This window comes from Rhodococcus sp. MS13 (assembly GCF_013277835.1).
GTDB classification, from domain to species: Bacteria; Actinomycetota; Actinomycetes; order Mycobacteriales; family Mycobacteriaceae; genus Rhodococcus_F; species Rhodococcus_F erythropolis.
The window spans coordinates 130,545-148,209 of sequence record NZ_VBTL01000010.1; the positions used below are offsets into that span (position 1 = coordinate 130,545).

A 17,665-nucleotide genomic window follows, 5' to 3' on the forward strand; every position below is an offset into this window, starting at 1 on the left:
GGTACACTAGGCGGCAACGGCGGCATGGTAACCAAAAAGTCAAAATATCATCGAAGACGCGAGCTGCTGTTCAGGAGGCCAAATGTCCAATGCCATCACCGCCACGGACGCCAGGAAGTCACTGTTCCCGCTCATCGAGCAGGTCAACGACGACCACACGACGATCGAAATCGTTTCGAAGAAGGGGAACGCGGTTCTCCTCTCGAAGGACGACTACGACTCCATCGTCGAGACCGCGCACCTGCTGTCATCGCCTGCAAACGCGATGCGCCTGATCCGTAGTCTGGAGGCAACCCGACGTGGCGAATACACCGAAAGAGAGCTTCTCGAGTGAATATCGCCTTTACGGACGACGCATGGGATGACTACACCCACTGGTCGGTCGCGGACCGCAAGGTGCTCAAAAAGATCAACGATCTCATCAAGGACATCAAGCGAGATCCCTTCACCGGGATCGGTAAACCTGAACCTCTGCGATACAGCGACTTGAACGCCTGGTCTCGTCGCATCGACCGCGAGCATCGCCTCGTCTACGTCGTCAAAGATGACATCATCGTCATCCAGCAGGCTCGGCGACATTACTGAAAGTCAAAGCCCCGGTGCATATTCGCGCGCCGGGGCTTTCTCATTCAACTCCGAGAAATTCGTATGCGTCACTTGCTTTGCTTCGCTTCGGCCGCGGTCAGCAGGTTCACGAACGCCGAGCATGTCACCAACATGTATCGCGCGAGATCCTGGTCTGGAGTCGGCGCCGAATCGCCGCCATGCCTCAGCCCGTCCTCGTCGCTTGCCCAGCCGTAAATCTTCTTCCATCCCTCGACCAGAGACGGATGCACGTACGGACCAGACTTTTTCATCTCGTCGAGGGCCTTGCCCAACGTGTGCTTGCCCGTCAGTTGACCAGTCTTCGACTCAACAGCGCTGATCGACTCTTTGATCGAATTTGGGTAGTCCGGGTTGTCCCTGTCGGACAGCAGATCGAGAGCTTGCTTCAGGTGGTGCCGGGTCCCCTCATGCTCGGTACCGATCGCGATTTCGATCTCCGACACCTCAGCCGTATCTGAAATCGGCACGGCTTGGCCGTCGAGTACGCGATAGCCGGCGTTCACATTCTCGAGAACCTTGTTGACCGCTGCCGTGAACATCGGCACTTTCCCTGCCATTGCCTCGACCAGGTCGTAGACGCGATTCCAATCCGCCTCCATCACCAAGGTCTTCACGTGCTCCTCCGTGTAGTAAGGGCCCGGGTAGGTATCGGCGGTCCTTTGGAACACATGGAGCCAGACCGGCAGGAATGTCTGATTGAACAGCTGCTGCTGCTGGTATTGCTTCCCGTTGAACATTGCCAGGTACACCAGGTTCCAGATCGAACGCCGCGACTCTTCATCCAGCTCCTCGATCTGAACGACGCTACGAACGTGTACATACCCATACCGCTCAGAGAATCCCATCGCGCCATCATGCCAAATCCGACCGACTGGTTCACTAAAGACCTTGTACGGGCCAGTTCCCCGGACCTGCGACCTACCCCCATTTCAGACTGATTGGTACGATCTGCGGACTTCGAGCGAAAGAAGACCCATGACCAGCAAAATCAAACGCTTCGCGACCCTCTCCGTCCTCGCAGCCGCAGTAGCCACTGCGGTTCCTGCGCTCGCTTCCGCAGCGCCGACGCCCGCCAGCATTTCCGTTGAGCCCGGGACCAACTCGGCCGTCGTGATCATTCACGCGCCGGACAGTCTCACCCAGAACGGCAATTGCCAGGGGCCGTGGGTGCACACAGCCCAAGACGCCAAACTGATGGACGCAAGTCCGCTGCTCGACCTGGCGAACAATCCACGGAATTGGCTAGTCGGCAATCCTGCATCCCCGACCGCAGCGGACAACCCGTCGTTCGAGTCGTACGCCTACCTTCAGCCAGGCGAGACGAAAACTCTGACGATTCCGTTCCTCAGGGACGGCGAATACGTGGCGGGGGCCCTATGCCAGGACTGGGACGGGAAAGTTGTCTACACGCTAGCTCGGACTTCCTTCACGGTTGGCGCGCCGGCCGTGGAACCCGGTAACGGAACCGGAAGCCTCAGTAGCCCATTCGGATCCTAACTCTTCCAACAGCAACGATCCGTTGAAAGCGCATGCCCCGGTATGCAATCCGCATGCCGGGGCCTTTCAATGCCCTGTCACGAACCGAAACTCAACCCGTCGAGGCCACCGCCCGGATTTGGCGGCACCGTCACCGATCGGACATCACCAAATGCATGCGACTCCCAGCATTCGGAGCGAACGTCATAGACCCGGGGAACGACATGCGCGACGCTGCAGACCTTCGTCTCGTGCGGCCGAGATTGGTCTTGTTGAGTGCGGACCCGGCTCGAGGTGATCGACGCGCAGCGAAGCGCTACTCGACGCTCGGGATGACGGCCTGTTCGACGCACGGATGCTCGGATCGGCACTGGCCGCGCTGGACGCCGATCAGATCAGCCTCGAACTCAAGGGCGGTCCGGACGGTTGATCACGTGCACAGTCTCTTTCGAGCAGACGTCATCATTGCCCGCGTGATCACGCCGTGCAGTACCTGAACTGGTGCGAAGTAGATTCGGCCCGCGCGGTTCTTCAGCTCCACGGCAGTGACGACGTGCAGGAGACCGGCGTCGTTGTCGGCCTGAACCGAGGCGACGAATCGTAGGTGTTTCTCGTCCGCCTCGATGAGGGCCTCGCCGTCGGCGATCTTGTCGACGGCAAAGGTGTCCGGGCGTCCCTTGGCGATGCCGAGCAGTCCGACTACCCGCTCCCTGAGCCAGAACATCGCGAGGACTGGTGCGGGGACATTCCTGACGTCGAAGACTGCCTGCGCCCACTCCTCGGATGTATGGGTCGGAACAGACGGGATGGTGATCGTGGTGGCTTCAGCCCAGTCCGGTGCAGGCATTGCCTTGAATACGAGTGTCATTTCATCCTCCGTACGGTGCCGTATGGAACTTACCCATACGGTACCGTACGGAGGTGACGAATGCCCGCGCCCGACTCTCCCGCGATCAGTGGATCGATGCTGCTTTCGAGGCTCTGACCAGCCACGGGCCAGGTTCCGTCGCTGTGGAGAAGGTGGCACGCACGCTGGGGTCGACCAAGGGTTCCTTCTATTGGCATTTTGCGAACCGTGACGAATTGCTGCAGGCTGCGCTCGATCGATGGGAAGTTCTGGCAACCGAGCGACTGATCTCTTCCGTCGAGGCCTCCGGCGAACCGGCAGAGGTGAGGTTGCGTCGCCTGGTCGACGCGGTCACAACTGGACTGGCCGGTCGCCGTGCGGAGTTGGAACTGCTTGCCGGGATCGACCATCCTGTGGTTTCGGCGGCGGTTCGACGTGTCACCGAGCGTCGAGTCGCCTACATCGTGACGTTGTTGGTCGATCTGGGGATGGACAGGCAGAAAGCGGAACATCGTGGCGTACTTGCCTATTCGATGTACCTGGGGCAGATGCAATTGGTGCACAGTGCGCCAGATGTGGTTCCTGGCAGCGGTGCGGACGCTCACGCGCTCGCCGACGAGTTCGTGAGCATGGTTCTGGCCGGGTAAGTCCGCCATCGAATGCAGCGTGATCTGCGCATCACCCTGCGCTTTCAGGTGAGGGACCACACATTGCGCGTAACCCATAGTTACAGATACTTTGAGGTCAGCTGAAGTGGGGTGCCGGGTATGTCGGCATTTCCCGGAGGCGCAAAACCGTTTCACGACAGGAAGAAAGGTGACTCACCATGAGCGTTGTGCTTATTTCGTTGCTGGTCGCCGCTGGACTCACCGTGCTGGCCACCAGTGACGGTGCCGGTCTGGACTTCGGGAGTCGGCAGCTGAACCGCCAGTTGAAGACCCGCACGCACCGGTAACCCCGGAAATCGGCCGGCTCCACGCGACACTTCGCGGAGCCGGCCTTTTGCGTTGTCCGGTCAGTTCACCCCGAGATCTGTCAGCCAGGCCCGCGTGCTGCGGGCAGTGATACCCAAGGCAGCAGTAGAACCCGTCGCGGAGTTGAACGCGACGCTGTCGGCAGATTCGAGTCCCGTGTAGAGCTGGGAAACCCCGGCTGCTGCACCCGCTCCGATGATCGGCGCAATCGATGCACCGAAGGCATCGGGTGTCACGGCTTCGAAAGTTACCGCGCGCGAGAAGTGTTCGGCGAATGCCTCGGCCAATTCGATACCGGTGATCGCCGGAATCTGTCCGATGTCGACCGCGTCCGGTGCTACGTCGAGAGTCAGGGCCGCGACGGCTGCATCAGCGACGTCGAGATGTGAACTCCATGCGACCGCGAGATCGGCACGCAGTGGGTAACGCAGGACGCCTTCGTCTTTCACTCCCGACAGCACAGTGGGCAGAAGAAGATTCTCGAGGAACAAACGTGGGGTCAGAACGGTCACCGCGATGCCTTCGGCGCGAAGTCCGTCGACGAGCTCGGAGAGAACGGGTGTGTTGGGACCGGCAAGCGGCGAAGTAGCGTCGCCGATCACCGTGCCGCTGGTAGAGATCACGAACCGCGAAGGGCGCGCCGCTCTCGCTGCAGCCAGAACGTTGTGGGCATAACCAGCTAGCGTCTCGGTGTCGCCGGCGAGTGGCAGGTGAAAGAACACCCCGTCCGCCCCGCGATAAGCGTCGGCGAGAGAGTCGACTGACGCATTGTCCGCGACGACGGTGTTCGCACCCTCGAACGTCTGGTCAGGGTTACGGGTGATTGCTCGGACTTCGGCCCCTGCCGATCCGGCGAGAGCCGCGACCAATCCTGCGAGAACGGGAGAGCCCTGTGCGCCGGTGGCGCCATGCACTGTGTAAGTCATGACGCCTATAGTTCAGATTGGGAACCAGTTACTTCAAGTGAACTAATGGAGAATCGATGAGTGAATCAGGTCACGTTCTTCCGGAGTGCGGCGTCGCGCGCTTCCTGCTGGTCCTGGACGGACCGTGGGCAACGCTGATCGTTCGTGAGCTCACGCACGGCCCCATGCGCTTCACGGAACTACGACGCGCTTTGCCCGGCATCAGTCCAAGGACACTGTCGGCCAGGCTCAAACGTTTCGAGGAGTTCGATCTGGTGACCCGGACTGCTTACGCCGAGGTGCCGCCGCGAGTGGAGTACGAACTCACCGCGACGGGGATGGAACTGCGCTCCGTGCTCGAAGCGATGGTCGAGTGGGCGGATCTGGCACTCCCCGTTTCCTGACGTGCCCTCAGCGCGGGCCCGAAAGTCCAACTCGCAGAGCGCCACAGGCCTCGAACATCGCGTCTTGTCCGGTGTGGCCGACGCCGGTGGTGTTGACGAAGGCATGGATCAAACCGCTGTGGCGCCTCAGTGCGACCGGGACTCCGGCCTCTCGCAGCCGGTTCGCATACGCCTCGCCCTCGTCGCGTAGTGGGTCGAAACCGGCGACCGCAACGTACGCGGGCGGTAGGCCGGCCAGGTCCGGAGTGAGCAGCGGTGAGACTCGCGGGTCGAGAGCCGAAGCGCCGCCCGACAGGTAATGGGCTGCATACCAGTCGAGTTGGGCGTCGGTGAGAAAGAAGTCGGTGCCGAACATCTTGTGCGACGGGCGCTTCGACGAAAGGTCCACCCAGGGGAAGAAGAGCAGTTGGAATACTGGCTTGACGTCGTCTTCGGTCGTGGACTGCGCGACGACGGCAGCCAGGTTCCCGCCGGCGCTGTCTCCGCCCACCGCAATGGATTTCGGATCGGCGCCCAGTTCTGCGGCATGTTCGACGCAGTACCGGAATGCGGCGACGGCGTCGTCGACCCCGGCGGGAAAGGGGAACTCCGGTGCCAGCCGGTAGTCCACCGACAGCACACTGACTTCGCCGTAGCGGGCCAGGAAGCGGCACACACTGTCGCCGCTCTCGAGGCTGCCGAGGACGAACCCGCCGCCGTGGAAGTACACCAAAAGTGGAGCGGGCGTGGAGACCCCGGCGGGGCGATACAGCCGAGCGGAAATCGCGTGGTCCCCGGCCGGGATCTCGAGGTCGCGAACCGTTTCGATCTCGATGGGCGTACCGCCGAACAGTCGCGATTCGGCGTCGATCTGAGCTCGTCCCTCTTCGACCGGAAGATGCTCGAAGCTCGTAACTTCCACTGCCGAGAGCAATCGCAGTGCAAGCTGGATCTCGGGGTGCAGAGTCTGTCCGTCGATCTCCTTCGGCTTGCCACCGAGAATGCGCTGCGCGCCGGTCGGTAAGGCGCCAACGACATCGAGCACCGCCCGCGCAACACGATCTTGGACAGACATCTTCTCCGTGGACATACTCGCCTTCCGTCGGCTGATCACCCGTCGCTTGTACGTTACGAAAGAACTGGACAAATATCCAGGAACTTCGACGCTCGCGATCAGCTTGCCGGCGTCACCGTGACTGTGACGGGGCCCGCGTCGTCCGCGGTTTCCACTGTGAGAAGCCGGCTTTGGGGGTTCCAGTTCACGATGTCGGCGCCTGCGACGTCGACGCCGCCGGGAAAGCCGCTCTCGGGTAAGTAGATCTCGGTCGGTGCCGTCACCGCGGGGTTCGGGGTGAACGTCAGCTGAAGGCGGTCGACGGTCGAGGACCATTCGGTGGGTGTGCCAGCGACGGCGCGCGGATACGGCTTGTTCAGGGTGTCGACGAGGAGTGTCTGTGTTCCGTCCGGCAGGTACGGGCCCCAAGGCCCGGGATCACTGGACCAGTACGAGACGCCCGCGCCGAGTTCTCGGGCGGTCGTGTAGACGCGGTCGATGTAGTCGGTTGCGCCGGGCAGTGTTGTGTCGAGCCCGAATTCGCCGAGAATGACCGGGACGCCGCCGAGTACGTTTCCGGCTATGTGTTCGACGCTGTCGCGCCAGGTGTCGATGGTCGCGTCGGTGAGTGTGCGTGAGAGGCCGGAGTATCCGTCACCGAGGTCGAGGGGCAGTGGGTACAGGTGTGGGCAGTAGGCGATTCGCTGTTCGCCGGCTCGTGGGTCGTTGATCTTCGTCAGTCCGCTGGGGACACCTTGGTTGACGCCGACGGCCTGCGGGGCCACGCACACCCAGCTGTCCTGATCGACTTCCCTGATGGCGTTGGTGGTTCGCTGATACAGGGCAGCGAGGGGCCCGCCTTCGAATGCGGGGCCTTGGAGGGAACCGCCCCACGGCTCGTTCATCAGGTCGTAGGCCACGACGGTGTCATTGCCTGCGAAACGTTCGGCCACCGCCTGCCATGCGTTCGCGTAGTGCTCGACCAGTTCGGGGTGTTGGCCGGTGGTGTTCCAGAAGTTGTCGAATGCGCGCATCACGCCGGGTTGGATGTAGTACAACTCCCAGCGGTCTTGAGGGCTGACCGGAAGGCCGTCCATGTATGTCGCCCAGGCCGGTGCGCCGTTGCCGATGTTGCCGGCGCCGTTGCCGCTGTTGCCCTCTGGTGTGATCGCGCCGGAATAGACGTCTTGATGCATGTCGAGCATGACCTTGTAGCCGCGCTCGGCATACCAGCTGACCCGGTCCTCGACGCGGTCGAGATACTCCTGGTCGTACTGTCCTGGTTCCGGTTCGACCGAACGCCAGGAGATCAGGAACCGCACGAAATTTGTTCCCATGTCTGCATGTTCGCGCTCGAGGTCGGCTTCGGTGAACTTCGGCATGCCGTCGGGTGCGCTTTTTGCGCTCGACGCCGTGTTGAACCCTCGCAGGATCAAGGAGCGGCCGGCGTCATCGGTCAGGTACGACGGCGACATCGAAGTGCCACCGGCGCTCCCCGACGTGGGCAGGCTACCTTCGGCAGCGGCGATTCCGCCGCCCAGTATCAGTGAGCCCGCGACTATCAGTGCTGAGAGCGGGATACGGCGCACGGAAACTCCTCCTGGATGTGTGGATGGATTGACTTGTCCGACTGGGGATTCAGACCTGGTCTTGATCACTCGGTGTCGATTCACGTCGGTTGGCTTACGCTGGTACGCCCGTTTTCGATGTGTCCGACGAGCACCCGCTTAAATTCAGGATCTTCGTCGACCGTCACAGTGGCCTGATACCAGCCGTCCACCGACGCCACCGCCCACCGGCCGCGTGCGCCGGCAGCGAGCTTCCGTCGGTCTCCGTCGACGTCGACGGAGAGTGCACGACTTCCGGAATTGTTCGCGGTCAGTACAAGCGCGCGCGACCCTGCGTCGATGGTTGTCGAGACGTCGAGCGAAGCTGCCGCACTGTCTGTAGCTCCACTGAACTCGCGCCTGAAACCATTGGGACCCAACAGGGTCAGGCTGTAGACGCGATCACTGAGCGCAACGGTGTCATCGACCTCGCCCAGGAGGTCGTAATGCCGTGGCTCGTCGAACTCACCTGCGTACGGGTACAAGGCCAGGTGAGTCGATGCGGCACCGGCATTGACCAGATGGACCGTCAACGAGCCGGTTTCCGGGTTCACCGTCGTGTAGGCGTCGGGCTGATAGGGAAGGGCCCGTGCTGGTCGAGTGCCGCTTTCCTGCAGGGGCATTCTCTGCTCGGTGGGTGGGGTCGGTGTCCACCGCGGTTCCAGAGGTGGAGTGGGCTGCGGGCGCGCCAAAGTCGGTCGGCTACGCGGGTTGGCGAAGTCGAACGCCGACGTCAGGTCGCCACTCACCGTGCGTCGCCACGGGTCGATTTCCGGCTGCGTGATTCCGAACCGCTTCTCCAGGAATTGCGTGACGGACGTGTGGTCGAACACTTGTGAACAAACGAAACCGCCAACAGTCCACGGCGAGATGATCGTCATCGGCACCCTCGGGCCGAGGCCGAGCGGCTGATTGCCGACCCATTCGGTTTCGACCGAGCGCGGCGGTCGAGGTGGCGGTACATGGTCGAAGTACCCGTCGTTCTCGTCGAAGTTGACGATCACGGCCGTCTTCGCCCACAGATCGGGATCGGAGGCGACGGCGTCGAGCACTTGATAGAGCAGTGTTGCGCTCGCCGCAGGTGACGATCCCGATGGGTGCTCCGAATCCACTTCGGACGGAACGAGATAACTGACTTGCGGCAGTCGGCCCGACTCGACGTCCTTCCTGAACTCGGCGGCCAGTGTGCCGGGCCGGGATCGGTACAGTGCGCGATCGTAGAGTTGGCGATCAGCAGGCGACAGTTGGTCTGCAGCATTCTCGAGGGCCAGTACCGCTGCGTCCTGGACCGGCGCCGGCATCGACGGCAGGGCGAGATAGAAGCCGGCCAAGGTCTGCAGTTCGTAAGGGAGCAGGCTTGGCCGACCAAGCAGCCCTGCCGCCACTTTCTTGAAGGCAGTGAAGTATTCGAGGTTGTTGTCTCCGAAGTTGTCCCACTCTTGGTAGGTCTTCCAGGAAATGCCGGCGGACTGCAACCGCTCGGGAACCGTCGTCCATCCGTAGCCGGCGTGCCAGGGGTTGTAGGCCGCATTGGTTACAGCTCTTCCCTCGGGACCGGGCGGATCCGAAGGCAGGACCGACTCGGTCGGATTCGGCGAAAGTGGCTCGTATCCGGTGTATCCAGAGACCCAATAGTTCCGGTTGGGGCTCGTCGACGTCGGAACGGAGCAGTGGTAGGCGTCGCAGATTGTGAACGAGTCCGCCAGTTCGTAATGAAAGGGAATGTCTTGCCGGTCGTAGTACGCCATCGTCGTACCGGTTTTTGCCGCAATCCAACCGTCGTGCCAGCCGTCGGCGAGTGCGGCATGTCCGCCCGCCCAGCTGTGATCCAGCCCGGTGACGTTCTGGGTGTCCATGCGTTGTGCTGCAGCGGAATCGCGGATGGGAAAGGGGAGCACAGGACCGGTAGGTCCGGGTTGTTCGAAGACGCTTTGGCCGCTGCGTAGACGCAACGCATTCGGATCCCCGAAGCCGCGAACACCCCTCAGAGCGCCGTAGTAGTGGTCGAAAGATCTGTTCTCCTGCATGACGAGGACAACATGCTCGATCGAATCGAGCCCGCCGGAGTTTGCGGGTGTCGCCAGTGCACGTTGAAGCGACGGCGGCAGAAGGGAAGCGGCGGCGACTGCAGTCGCGCCGACCCCGGCGGCGAGAAACGACCGTCGAGAAAAGGAATTCCTGGACACTTGTGCTCCATCGATCAATCAATCAGTGCTATGACTACGGCCGCGACATGCTGTTGCCGCTGCTCCGAATCGGTGCAGCGGCAACAGTGTCGAGAGAAATGCGATCAGGAACCGAAGAGACCGCCCAGCGAACCGAGGCTGCCCGAGCCGCCGTTTCCGCCATCATCAGGCGCAGCAGAAACCTTTACGACGGATTCGTCCGACGCAGACTGCGTGAATCCGCTTCGCCCGGCGTATGCCGCCTTGATCGGATGATCGCCCGTCGATGCGAAAGTGTGCGTCAGTCGCGCCACACCATCGACTCCGACGACAACGGGTTGTCCGATGGGTTGGTCACCGTCGAAGAACTGAACCGAACCCCCGCCCGGATTAGGACTGACCGTTGCGGAAAGTTCTGCCGCGACATTCTGCTTGGCCGTCGCGGGAGCTGCCAGTGAGGTCGAGGTGGTGACATCGGACGGCGCGGGATCAGACACGGTGACCGTTTGGGCCGATGCCATCGACGGCATGAATCCTGTTGCGCCGGAGTAGTAGGCCGACACTGCGTGAGATCCAGCCGAGGTGAATGCGTGTTCCAGAGTGGCTTTTCCGTCAGCGCCCACCGGGATCGGGGCACCGATATTTGCAGCGCCATCCTTGAACTGGAGAGTGCCACCAGTGGGGGTCGGCGTGACCTGCGCCCTCAGCGACACCGATACGCCCGTCTTTGCATCGGTAGGAACGTTCACGGCAGTGTCGGTCTGCTTGACGACAGGTGCGGCAGTCACCGTGACCATCGTCTCTGTCGAGTTGGAACTCTGGAATCCGTTGACTCCCTGGAACGTTGCGGAGACCCGCGCGGTTCCGGCGGTGAAGAAGGTATGCGGTAGCCGGGCAGTGCCGTCGGCACCGGGCGTGACAGGTGTACCGACGTCAGCGCCGTCCACCCTGAACTGCACGTTTCCGTTGACCGGAGCCGGATCCACCTTTGCGACAAGCTCTGTCGGTGTGCTGGCTTGGATCGAGTCGGGCATCTGGATTGTGGTGGTTGTCGGTTGGCTGACGTAGATGGTGGTCAGGGCCTGCCCACCGGCGTTGAGGCCGGAGTTCCTGTTGTCCCGCGGGGAGCAGTTGTAGCGCTCCCAGTAGTTGACTGTGAAGACATCCTTCTCGCGCTGGACGAATGTGAGCGCATTTCGGTCGTCGTCGTAGTTGGCGGAGCCGGGATCGGAAACTCGCAGCGAAGGCTTGATCTCGCTACCAGCCGCACCGGCTTTGACTGTGACGTCGACTGCGGGGAGTCGGAACTTGGTGTTGGCACCGACGATGATGCCGTCACTCGATCGAACCGCGGAGGACGGACCGTTTCCGATGGTCCGATTCGATCCGGAGATACGCAGGTGCGTACCGGATGCCGATGGATTACCGCCGTCGTCGATCTGTGTGACTGTTGGAGTGGCACTGTCGGATCCGAGGCCGTACGCACTGTCCGCCACAAGCTGGGAACTCACGAATTCGACGCCCGACGGGATGTCGAAGTCGTACTTGATCCGGGCCCAATGCACGACTCCACGGCTGGCATGGCCGCCGCCGTTTGCCTTCATCTCGTTCGGCTGCACCCGGTAGGTGATGGTCTCACCTGGTGCCGCGGTGGTCGGCGCGGTGATGGTCACCCCCGAGCCGAGTGTCTCGTTGAACGTGATCGGGCTTGCCGCACCGTCCATCTCGCGCACATGGCATGCAGTTGTGAAGGCCACGCTCTTGGTCTCGGGGGCAGCAGAGGCGATTCCGCCGCCGACGATGGAGAACAAGCCGCCGGCCAGTACCGAGACGGTTGCAATCGCAGAGCCGCGTAACAGTTTCGAGTTCATCGACGAATCCTGGTTTCTGCTCACAGTTTTCACGACCCGAATCCGGGGGTACCAAGGCTGCCGGTGCCAGGCTCGGGCTCGGACGGTTCGACCACGTTGATCGTCACGGCGCCCGATATCGACTCCATGAAGCCGGCAGATCCCGTGTAGTACGCCGTGATGTTGTGGTCGCCAGCTGTTGTCATCGTGCGGTTGGCCTTTGCGACACCGTTGACGACGGCCACCGGAGCGCCGAGGTCGACCCCTCCGTCACGGAACTGCACTGTTCCTCCCGACGGCCAAGGAGTGACCGTTGCCGTCAGCTCCACGGAGTCACCGACGACAGCTTTACCGGGTGCGTCGATTCGCGTCTGTGTCTGAGCGAGGCTGGAGTCGACATTGATCACGGCGAGCGGCTGGCCGCCTGCGTTCAATCCGGCCGAACGATTGTCGCGTGGTGAGCAATTGGTGGTCAGCCAGTATTTGACGCCACCGAGCAGTGTCTCCTGTTGCAGGAAGGTCAGGTAGTTGGCGGCACTGTCGTAGGAACCGGAGTTGGTGTCGGAAACGCGGAGCATGGGCTTGATCTGGGTTCCCACAGCCCCTGACGTGACGGTGACGTCGACTGCCGGGAGCTGGAACGTCTTTCCTCCACCGACCTCGATTCCGCCGCCGCCGTTGTCGTCGGTGTTGGGTCCGTTGCCCGCCGTGATGTTGTTGCCGGAGATACGAAGATGCGTCCCATTCGGATCGGGTGAACCGGCATCGTTCACCCGCGTGATCGTCGGGGCGACCCCACCCAGATTCGAGCTGGTGCCGGCCACGATCTGCGCCCCCACGTAGGAGGTGCCTGCAGGGATGTCGAAATCGAACTTGAGACGCGTCCAGTTCACGACGGACCTGAGGTCGTAGCCGTCATTGGGGACCGTCATCGGCTTGGGGGCGAGTCGGTAGGTGAAGGTCGAGTTCGGCGGAACCACGGTCGGGGCACTGATCGTGACGCCGGAATCACGCGTCTCGTTGTGTGTGATCGGACCGGGGAACTGCCACCCGTGACACGATGCCGTGAACGGAAGGTTCACATCAGCGGCGGATGAAATTCCCGCTCCGCCGACGACCAGGGCAACGCATCCGGTCAAGGATGCGGCCACCCCTACTCCTCGGCGCATCAACGTCGACACCATTCACATTCTCCTTGAGTAGCGCTCGAAAAGATCGAGCTCTCGGCTTGAAGCCGGGTCCGGGAACCGGCCTCGAGCTGACAGAGAAGCGAATACGTCTTCGTCGTTTGCTCACCACCAGCTCAAACCCTGGAGAGGAGTAGAACACAGAGCGAGCCGCGAAATATGCGATTCGGACAAATTGTTGGACAAACGTCCAACCGGCGAAATTTCTCCACTTCTCTGACCGCTCTGCACTGCTTTAACGTGGCGTGAAGTGCGCCCGGTAAACGGTCAGGCGATCGCGCGGCGCATCAGTTCTGCCGTCTCCTTGTTGAATGCGACCAGTGTGACCGTCTCGACCTCGGTCTTCGCCGCGCGAATCGCTGAAACGGCCTGTCGGACCGCATCTTCCTTCGGCCAGCCGTAAACCCCTGCCGAGATCAACGGAAAGGCGACGGTACGTGCGCCGATCGAGTCGGCAACGGCGAGACTGCGGGTGTACGCCGACCGAAGCAATCCGGATCGGTCCTCGGAGCGCGAATACCTCGGGCCGACGGTGTGAATCACGGCCTTGGCGTGGAGCTTTCCCGCGGTGGTGGCCACGGCCGCACCCACCGGGAGGCCGTCGGGAAGGCTGGTGTTGCGCAATACCTCGCAGGCCTTCAGGATCTCCGGTCCTCCGGCTCGGTGGATCGCGCCGTCGACACCGCCACCGCCGAGGAGCCTGGAGTTGGCCGCATTGACGATGGCGTCGACGGTCAGCGTCGTGATGTCACCTTCGACGACGGTAATAGCGGGCATGGATCCTCCTGTGTTTCCGACGGCTGTGTTTCCGACTGCCGTGTTCCAGAGTTCACGCTTCGGGCGAGCCCACGGCATAGCCGAGCGTACGTCGTAGGGATCACGTCCGATCAACATCGAGTATCGCGCCGCAACCGACGGTGTGCGACTGTGCGCCTGAACGCAATGAAGGAGTACGCGCTTTCCCTCGGCCCGCAACGCCTGGACGGTACGCGCTGCGTCGTCGAGAACGAACTCGAGGTTGGCGTTGGAATCGTGACCGTCATCGACCAACCAGAACTCGACGTGATCGGAGCTGACCCGCCGTGTTCCCATGCGGCACAGGCTGACCACGGCGTCGTAGTCTGCAGTGGACACCGCATCGACGCCGCCGAGCATGACGCCGTCGTCGTGCGGATGTGTGGTCAGGTGGTGGGTTCCGCGGAATTTCGAGTAATCGAGTTCTGCGGTCGACGGCCATCCGTTCTTGTCGTCGGTACCGCCGCGAGCAGTCTTGATCGCCAGGCGAACCAGATCGGAGGAACGGTATCCCGGCCAGCCGTGCATGATTCGGCGCCAGCGGGCGGGAACAGCCGACGCTCCCCAACGGGCGCCGAGAAGGCCACCCGCGATGGCCGCAGTCGTGTCGGTGTCCCCGCCGGCTCGTACGGCTGCTTCCAATGCGTACTGGAGGTGGCGAGCGTCGGTATTGTCCGTGGAAGTGATGGCCCACCAAGCAGTCTGAAGTGCATGCACCACCCAACCGTTCTTGGAGAAGTCCTGCGGGTTCCCGGTTTCGGCCTGATCGAGCAGCGGGCCCCAGTATTCGGCTACCTCCTGATCGGCAACGGAGAGGAAGCCTCGAACGCCGTCGAAGTTGCCGGCGACAACGGCATGGCGGATGGCATGGGTCCACAACTCACACGCCTGTCCGGCACGCGGGTCGTCGTGCGTGAGTGAACTGATCCGGTGCGCGGCCGCCATGGCACCTTCTGCATCGTCCAAGTAGGAGAGGGCGACGGGAGCAGTCCGCATGAGCGAGCCGTTGCCGGCCTTGCGGCCGCTGATCGCCCGCGCACGATCCGCCATCGCCGCTGCGCTTTCGGAGCGGACGGACAACACTGCTCGCGTCTGGTTGCCGATGTCCGCGGGCTTCGAGTCGTACCACCGGATGAACTGTGCTGCAATGGCATCGAGGCCGTCAGAGCTTCCGATGTCGATTCCGGTGGCGGCCACCTCGGCGATCGCAACTGCCATCGAGGTGTCGTCGGTCCATTCTCCCGGCGCCCAGTCGAACGGGCCGCCACCGATCATGTCGATCGTGACCTCGGCCTTCGGGTAGGTGAATTCGTAGCCGGCGCCGAGTGCGTCTCCTGCTGCGGTGCCGAGCAGAACGCCGGCCGCTCGATCGGACTGCTGTGCGGTGAGTTTCATAGCCACCTCTTCGGTTCGCGACGATCATTTGATCAACTTTGCGCTAACCATAGATCATGTTTGAGATAACATGCAAGGGTGAATAAATGGACAGACACGAGTAGCAAGGGATTGACGGACTATCCGCGTCCGTCCGTGGCAGTGGACGTCGCGGTGCTGACGTACAGCGGTGGATCTCTGAAAGTTCTGGTGGTTCGGCACCGTCTCGGTGCGCTGGCGCTACCGGGAACTTTTCTGCACGAACGCGAATTGCTCACGGCCGCAGCCGATCGTGCCCTGTCGGTCAAGGCCGAGTTGGCCCAGACGAGCTTTCACCAGTTGGCGATCTTCGACCGACCGGACCGCGACGACCGTGGATGGGTTTTGTCGGTCGCACACACGGCTTGCCTACCGGAATCGGCACTGCCCGATTCGGCGCTTCTCGTCGATGTGTACGACGACGAGGCAGTGAGCGGACTCGCGTTCGATCACGCCGACATGGTGCGACTCGCGGTCACGGACCTACGCGCGAGGTATGCGTCGTACGTGGATCCGGACGGATTGTCGGGCGGGACGTTCACCGTCGCCGAACTTCGGGGACTGTACGAGGTGATCTTCGATCGTCCGTTCCAGAAGGACAGCTTCCGCCGACAGGTGTTCGACGCGCTCGAAAGTACCGGCGAGATGAGCAGACCAGGTAACGGCCGACCCGCCGAGACGTACCGGAGGCGGGGTGACGGCGCACTGGCTGCGCAGGCAATGGCATTTTTGACCGGATGAAGTGAAACGAATTCTTGCAGTTCTGCTGACCTGACGCGCTGAGCTGGGTAATGTCCGATTGATGGGTGCAGTTTCGAATGAAGCCGAGTCCAAGATTCCGACTGTCGTGTGGGGTACCGGCAACGTCGGGCGTGCATCGATTCGCGCTGTGACAGCCAATCCTGCCCTCGAACTTGTCGGCGTCATCGTTGCCAACCCCGCAAAGGTCGGGCGAGACGCCGGTGACCTCGCCGATCTGGGAGTGCACCTGGGCGTCGCGGCTACCGACGACGCCGATGCCGTGCTCGCAGCGTCTCCCGGCGCGGTGGTCTACGCGGCGTCCGGCGACATTCGGCCCGATGACGCGGTTGCCGACATCACGCGGGCGCTGGCCGCCGGAGCTGTAGTGGTCACGCCGTCGGTATATGCGCTGTACGACCCGAAATCTGCGCCTCCCGAACTTCGTGATCCCGTCGAAGCTGCCGCCAAGGCGGGCGGCGGCGCTCTGTTCGTCTCCGGTATCGACCCAGGCTGGGGCAACGACATCCTGCCGATTCTCGTCAGCGGGCTCGCGGGGACAATCGACCAGATCCGGTGTCAGGAAATCTTCGACTACACGACCTACGAACAGCCGGATTCTGTCCGCTACCTGATCGGGATGGGTCAGCCGATGGACTACGAACCTCCGATGGTCGCGCCCAGTGTTCCCACCATGGTCTGGGGCGGGCAGATTCGGCTCATCGCCCGAGCGCTCGGGGTGGAACTCGACGAGATCCGCGAGACCTTGCTGCGCCGCCGGCTCGAGGAAACCGTGTCGACCGAACATATGGGGGAGTTCGCGGCCGGCACCCAAGGCGCACTGCGATTCGAGGTTCAGGGAATCGTCGGCGGGGAACCCCTGATCGTGATCGAACACGTCACGCGTATTCATCCGTCCTGTGCCCGCGACTGGCCGCTCCCGCCAGACGGAGGCGACGGCGCGCACAAGGTGATCGTCGAAGGACGACCACGAATCGAGATCAACGTCGAAGCCACCGATGAAGGTGGAAACCGCGCGGCCGGTGGAAATGCCACGGCCGTAGGACGTCTCGTCAACGCAATTCCGTGGCTACGTCAGGCTGAACCCGGCCTCTACGACGCGCTGGACGTTCCGCTCACACCCGGCGTCGGCAAGCTCGGTGCCCGAAACTCGGAGGTACTCACATGAATATCGACATACCCGAAGGCAAGAACCCGATCGGCTACGTGTGGGGAGAGATGGTTCCCGGCATCGGGCCCGCGGCCGCCGGGTTCTCCCAAAAGGTCTACACGGACGGCACTCTCGGACTCCGCGAGTTCGAGGCGGCCAGGCTTCGGATCGCTCAGATCAACGGGTGCATCTTCTGTCAGGACTGGCGCACCGAGCGTGACGGCGAGACTGTGGAGTCGACGTTCGATCAGGCTGTCACCGACTGGCGCACCACAGATGCCTTCGACGACAGGACGCGCCTCGCTGCCGAATACGCCGAGAGATACGCCCTCGACCACCACGGGCTCGACGACGAGTTCTGGGAACGTATGACAGCTCACTACTCCCAGCGAGAAATCGTCGAGTTGAGCATGTGCCTCGGATCGTGGTTGGCCTTCGGCCGGCTCAACCACGTCCTCGGCCTCGACACTCAATGTGTGTTGCCCGGCAACTGA

18 protein-coding genes are annotated in these 17,665 nt (G+C 62.4%); 9 read left to right on the top strand and 9 right to left on the bottom strand.

The genetic code is table 11. The features are described 5' to 3' along the window. The first annotated feature begins 82 nt into the window (after window positions 1–82). Window positions 83–334, top strand: a complete 252-nt coding sequence (locus FEZ59_RS21370) for a type II toxin-antitoxin system prevent-host-death family antitoxin (protein WP_021333320.1) — start codon at window positions 83–85, stop codon at window positions 332–334. After that, window positions 331–585, top strand: coding sequence for a Txe/YoeB family addiction module toxin (locus FEZ59_RS21375; RefSeq protein WP_021333321.1), 255 nt, complete (start codon window positions 331–333; stop codon window positions 583–585). Before FEZ59_RS21370 ends, FEZ59_RS21375 begins: the two co-directional genes overlap by 4 nt. A 68-nt stretch (window positions 586–653) precedes the next feature. Here the strand turns inward: FEZ59_RS21375 and FEZ59_RS21380 are convergent, their stop codons facing one another. Then, window positions 654–1,451, bottom strand: a complete 798-nt coding sequence (locus FEZ59_RS21380) for a hypothetical protein (RefSeq protein ID WP_021333322.1) — start codon at window positions 1,449–1,451, stop codon at window positions 654–656. 130 nt (window positions 1,452–1,581) lie between these two features. On the opposite strand from FEZ59_RS21380, the gene FEZ59_RS21385 reads away from it, so the two are divergent. After that, the gene (locus FEZ59_RS21385; RefSeq protein WP_021333323.1) at window positions 1,582–2,103 is read left to right on the top strand and encodes a hypothetical protein; all 522 of its coding nucleotides are present in this window, start codon (window positions 1,582–1,584) and stop codon (window positions 2,101–2,103) included. 409 nt (window positions 2,104–2,512) lie between these two features. Here the strand turns inward: FEZ59_RS21385 and FEZ59_RS21390 are convergent, their stop codons facing one another. Continuing rightward, window positions 2,513–2,950: a DUF2867 domain-containing protein gene (locus FEZ59_RS21390; protein WP_172933165.1), complete on the bottom strand. Its 438-nt coding sequence runs from the start codon at window positions 2,948–2,950 to the stop codon at window positions 2,513–2,515. Window positions 2,951–3,003: 53 nt separating this feature from the next. On the opposite strand from FEZ59_RS21390, the gene FEZ59_RS21395 reads away from it, so the two are divergent. Beyond that, entirely contained in the window at window positions 3,004–3,576 is a 573-nt protein-coding gene (locus FEZ59_RS21395; protein WP_020971236.1) for a TetR/AcrR family transcriptional regulator, read from the top strand. A 179-nt stretch (window positions 3,577–3,755) separates the two neighbouring features. Next, window positions 3,756–3,884 (top strand): hypothetical protein, encoded by a 129-nt coding sequence (locus FEZ59_RS30295; RefSeq protein ID WP_003943237.1) that lies wholly within the window; start codon window positions 3,756–3,758, stop codon window positions 3,882–3,884. 60 nt (window positions 3,885–3,944) lie between these two features. On the opposite strand, the gene FEZ59_RS21400 is transcribed toward FEZ59_RS30295, so the two are convergent. Continuing rightward, window positions 3,945–4,829 (bottom strand): NAD(P)H-binding protein, encoded by an 885-nt coding sequence (locus FEZ59_RS21400; protein WP_020909596.1) that lies wholly within the window; start codon window positions 4,827–4,829, stop codon window positions 3,945–3,947. A gap of 56 nt (window positions 4,830–4,885) precedes the next feature. On the opposite strand from FEZ59_RS21400, the gene FEZ59_RS21405 reads away from it, so the two are divergent. Beyond that, a complete protein-coding gene (locus FEZ59_RS21405) occupies window positions 4,886–5,212 on the top strand; it encodes a helix-turn-helix domain-containing protein (protein WP_019745900.1) in 327 nt (108 codons plus the stop codon). A 7-nt stretch (window positions 5,213–5,219) separates the two neighbouring features. On the opposite strand, the gene FEZ59_RS21410 is transcribed toward FEZ59_RS21405, so the two are convergent. From FEZ59_RS21410 to FEZ59_RS21435, 6 genes are all read right to left on the bottom strand, one after another. Beyond that, window positions 5,220–6,281, bottom strand: coding sequence for an alpha/beta hydrolase (locus FEZ59_RS21410; protein WP_172933166.1), 1,062 nt, complete (start codon window positions 6,279–6,281; stop codon window positions 5,220–5,222). A gap of 83 nt (window positions 6,282–6,364) precedes the next feature. Then, window positions 6,365–7,834 carry a cellulase family glycosylhydrolase gene (locus FEZ59_RS21415; RefSeq protein WP_172933167.1) on the bottom strand — a complete coding sequence of 490 codons (1,470 nt, stop codon included), beginning with the start codon at window positions 7,832–7,834 and terminating at the stop codon, window positions 6,365–6,367. Between the two features lie 80 nt (window positions 7,835–7,914). Next, window positions 7,915–10,038, bottom strand: coding sequence for a phospholipase C, phosphocholine-specific (locus FEZ59_RS21420; protein ID WP_172933168.1), 2,124 nt, complete (start codon window positions 10,036–10,038; stop codon window positions 7,915–7,917). 104 nt (window positions 10,039–10,142) lie between these two features. Beyond that, the gene (locus FEZ59_RS21425) at window positions 10,143–11,888 is read right to left on the bottom strand and encodes an Ig-like domain-containing protein (protein ID WP_202023053.1); all 1,746 of its coding nucleotides are present in this window, start codon (window positions 11,886–11,888) and stop codon (window positions 10,143–10,145) included. 29 nt (window positions 11,889–11,917) lie between these two features. Beyond that, on the bottom strand, window positions 11,918–13,018 hold the full coding sequence (locus FEZ59_RS21430; protein ID WP_346343242.1) for an Ig-like domain-containing protein: 1,101 nt from the start codon (window positions 13,016–13,018) through the stop codon (window positions 11,918–11,920). Between the two features lie 303 nt (window positions 13,019–13,321). Next, a complete protein-coding gene (locus FEZ59_RS21435) occupies window positions 13,322–15,244 on the bottom strand; it encodes an O-acetyl-ADP-ribose deacetylase (RefSeq protein WP_172933171.1) in 1,923 nt (640 codons plus the stop codon). A gap of 78 nt (window positions 15,245–15,322) precedes the next feature. Here FEZ59_RS21435 and FEZ59_RS21440 point away from each other — a divergent pair, with 78 nt between their 5' ends. The 3 genes from FEZ59_RS21440 to FEZ59_RS21450 all read left to right on the top strand — a co-directional run bounded on the left by FEZ59_RS21440 (window position 15,323) and on the right by FEZ59_RS21450 (window position 17,665). Next, window positions 15,323–16,003 (top strand): NUDIX hydrolase, encoded by a 681-nt coding sequence (locus FEZ59_RS21440; protein WP_172933172.1) that lies wholly within the window; start codon window positions 15,323–15,325, stop codon window positions 16,001–16,003. A 61-nt stretch (window positions 16,004–16,064) separates the two neighbouring features. Further along, the gene (locus FEZ59_RS21445; protein ID WP_141488186.1) at window positions 16,065–17,189 is read left to right on the top strand and encodes a dihydrodipicolinate reductase; all 1,125 of its coding nucleotides are present in this window, start codon (window positions 16,065–16,067) and stop codon (window positions 17,187–17,189) included. After that, entirely contained in the window at window positions 17,186–17,665 is a 480-nt protein-coding gene (locus FEZ59_RS21450; RefSeq protein ID WP_019745891.1) for a carboxymuconolactone decarboxylase family protein, read from the top strand. The genes FEZ59_RS21445 and FEZ59_RS21450 overlap by 4 nt, the downstream gene beginning before the upstream one ends.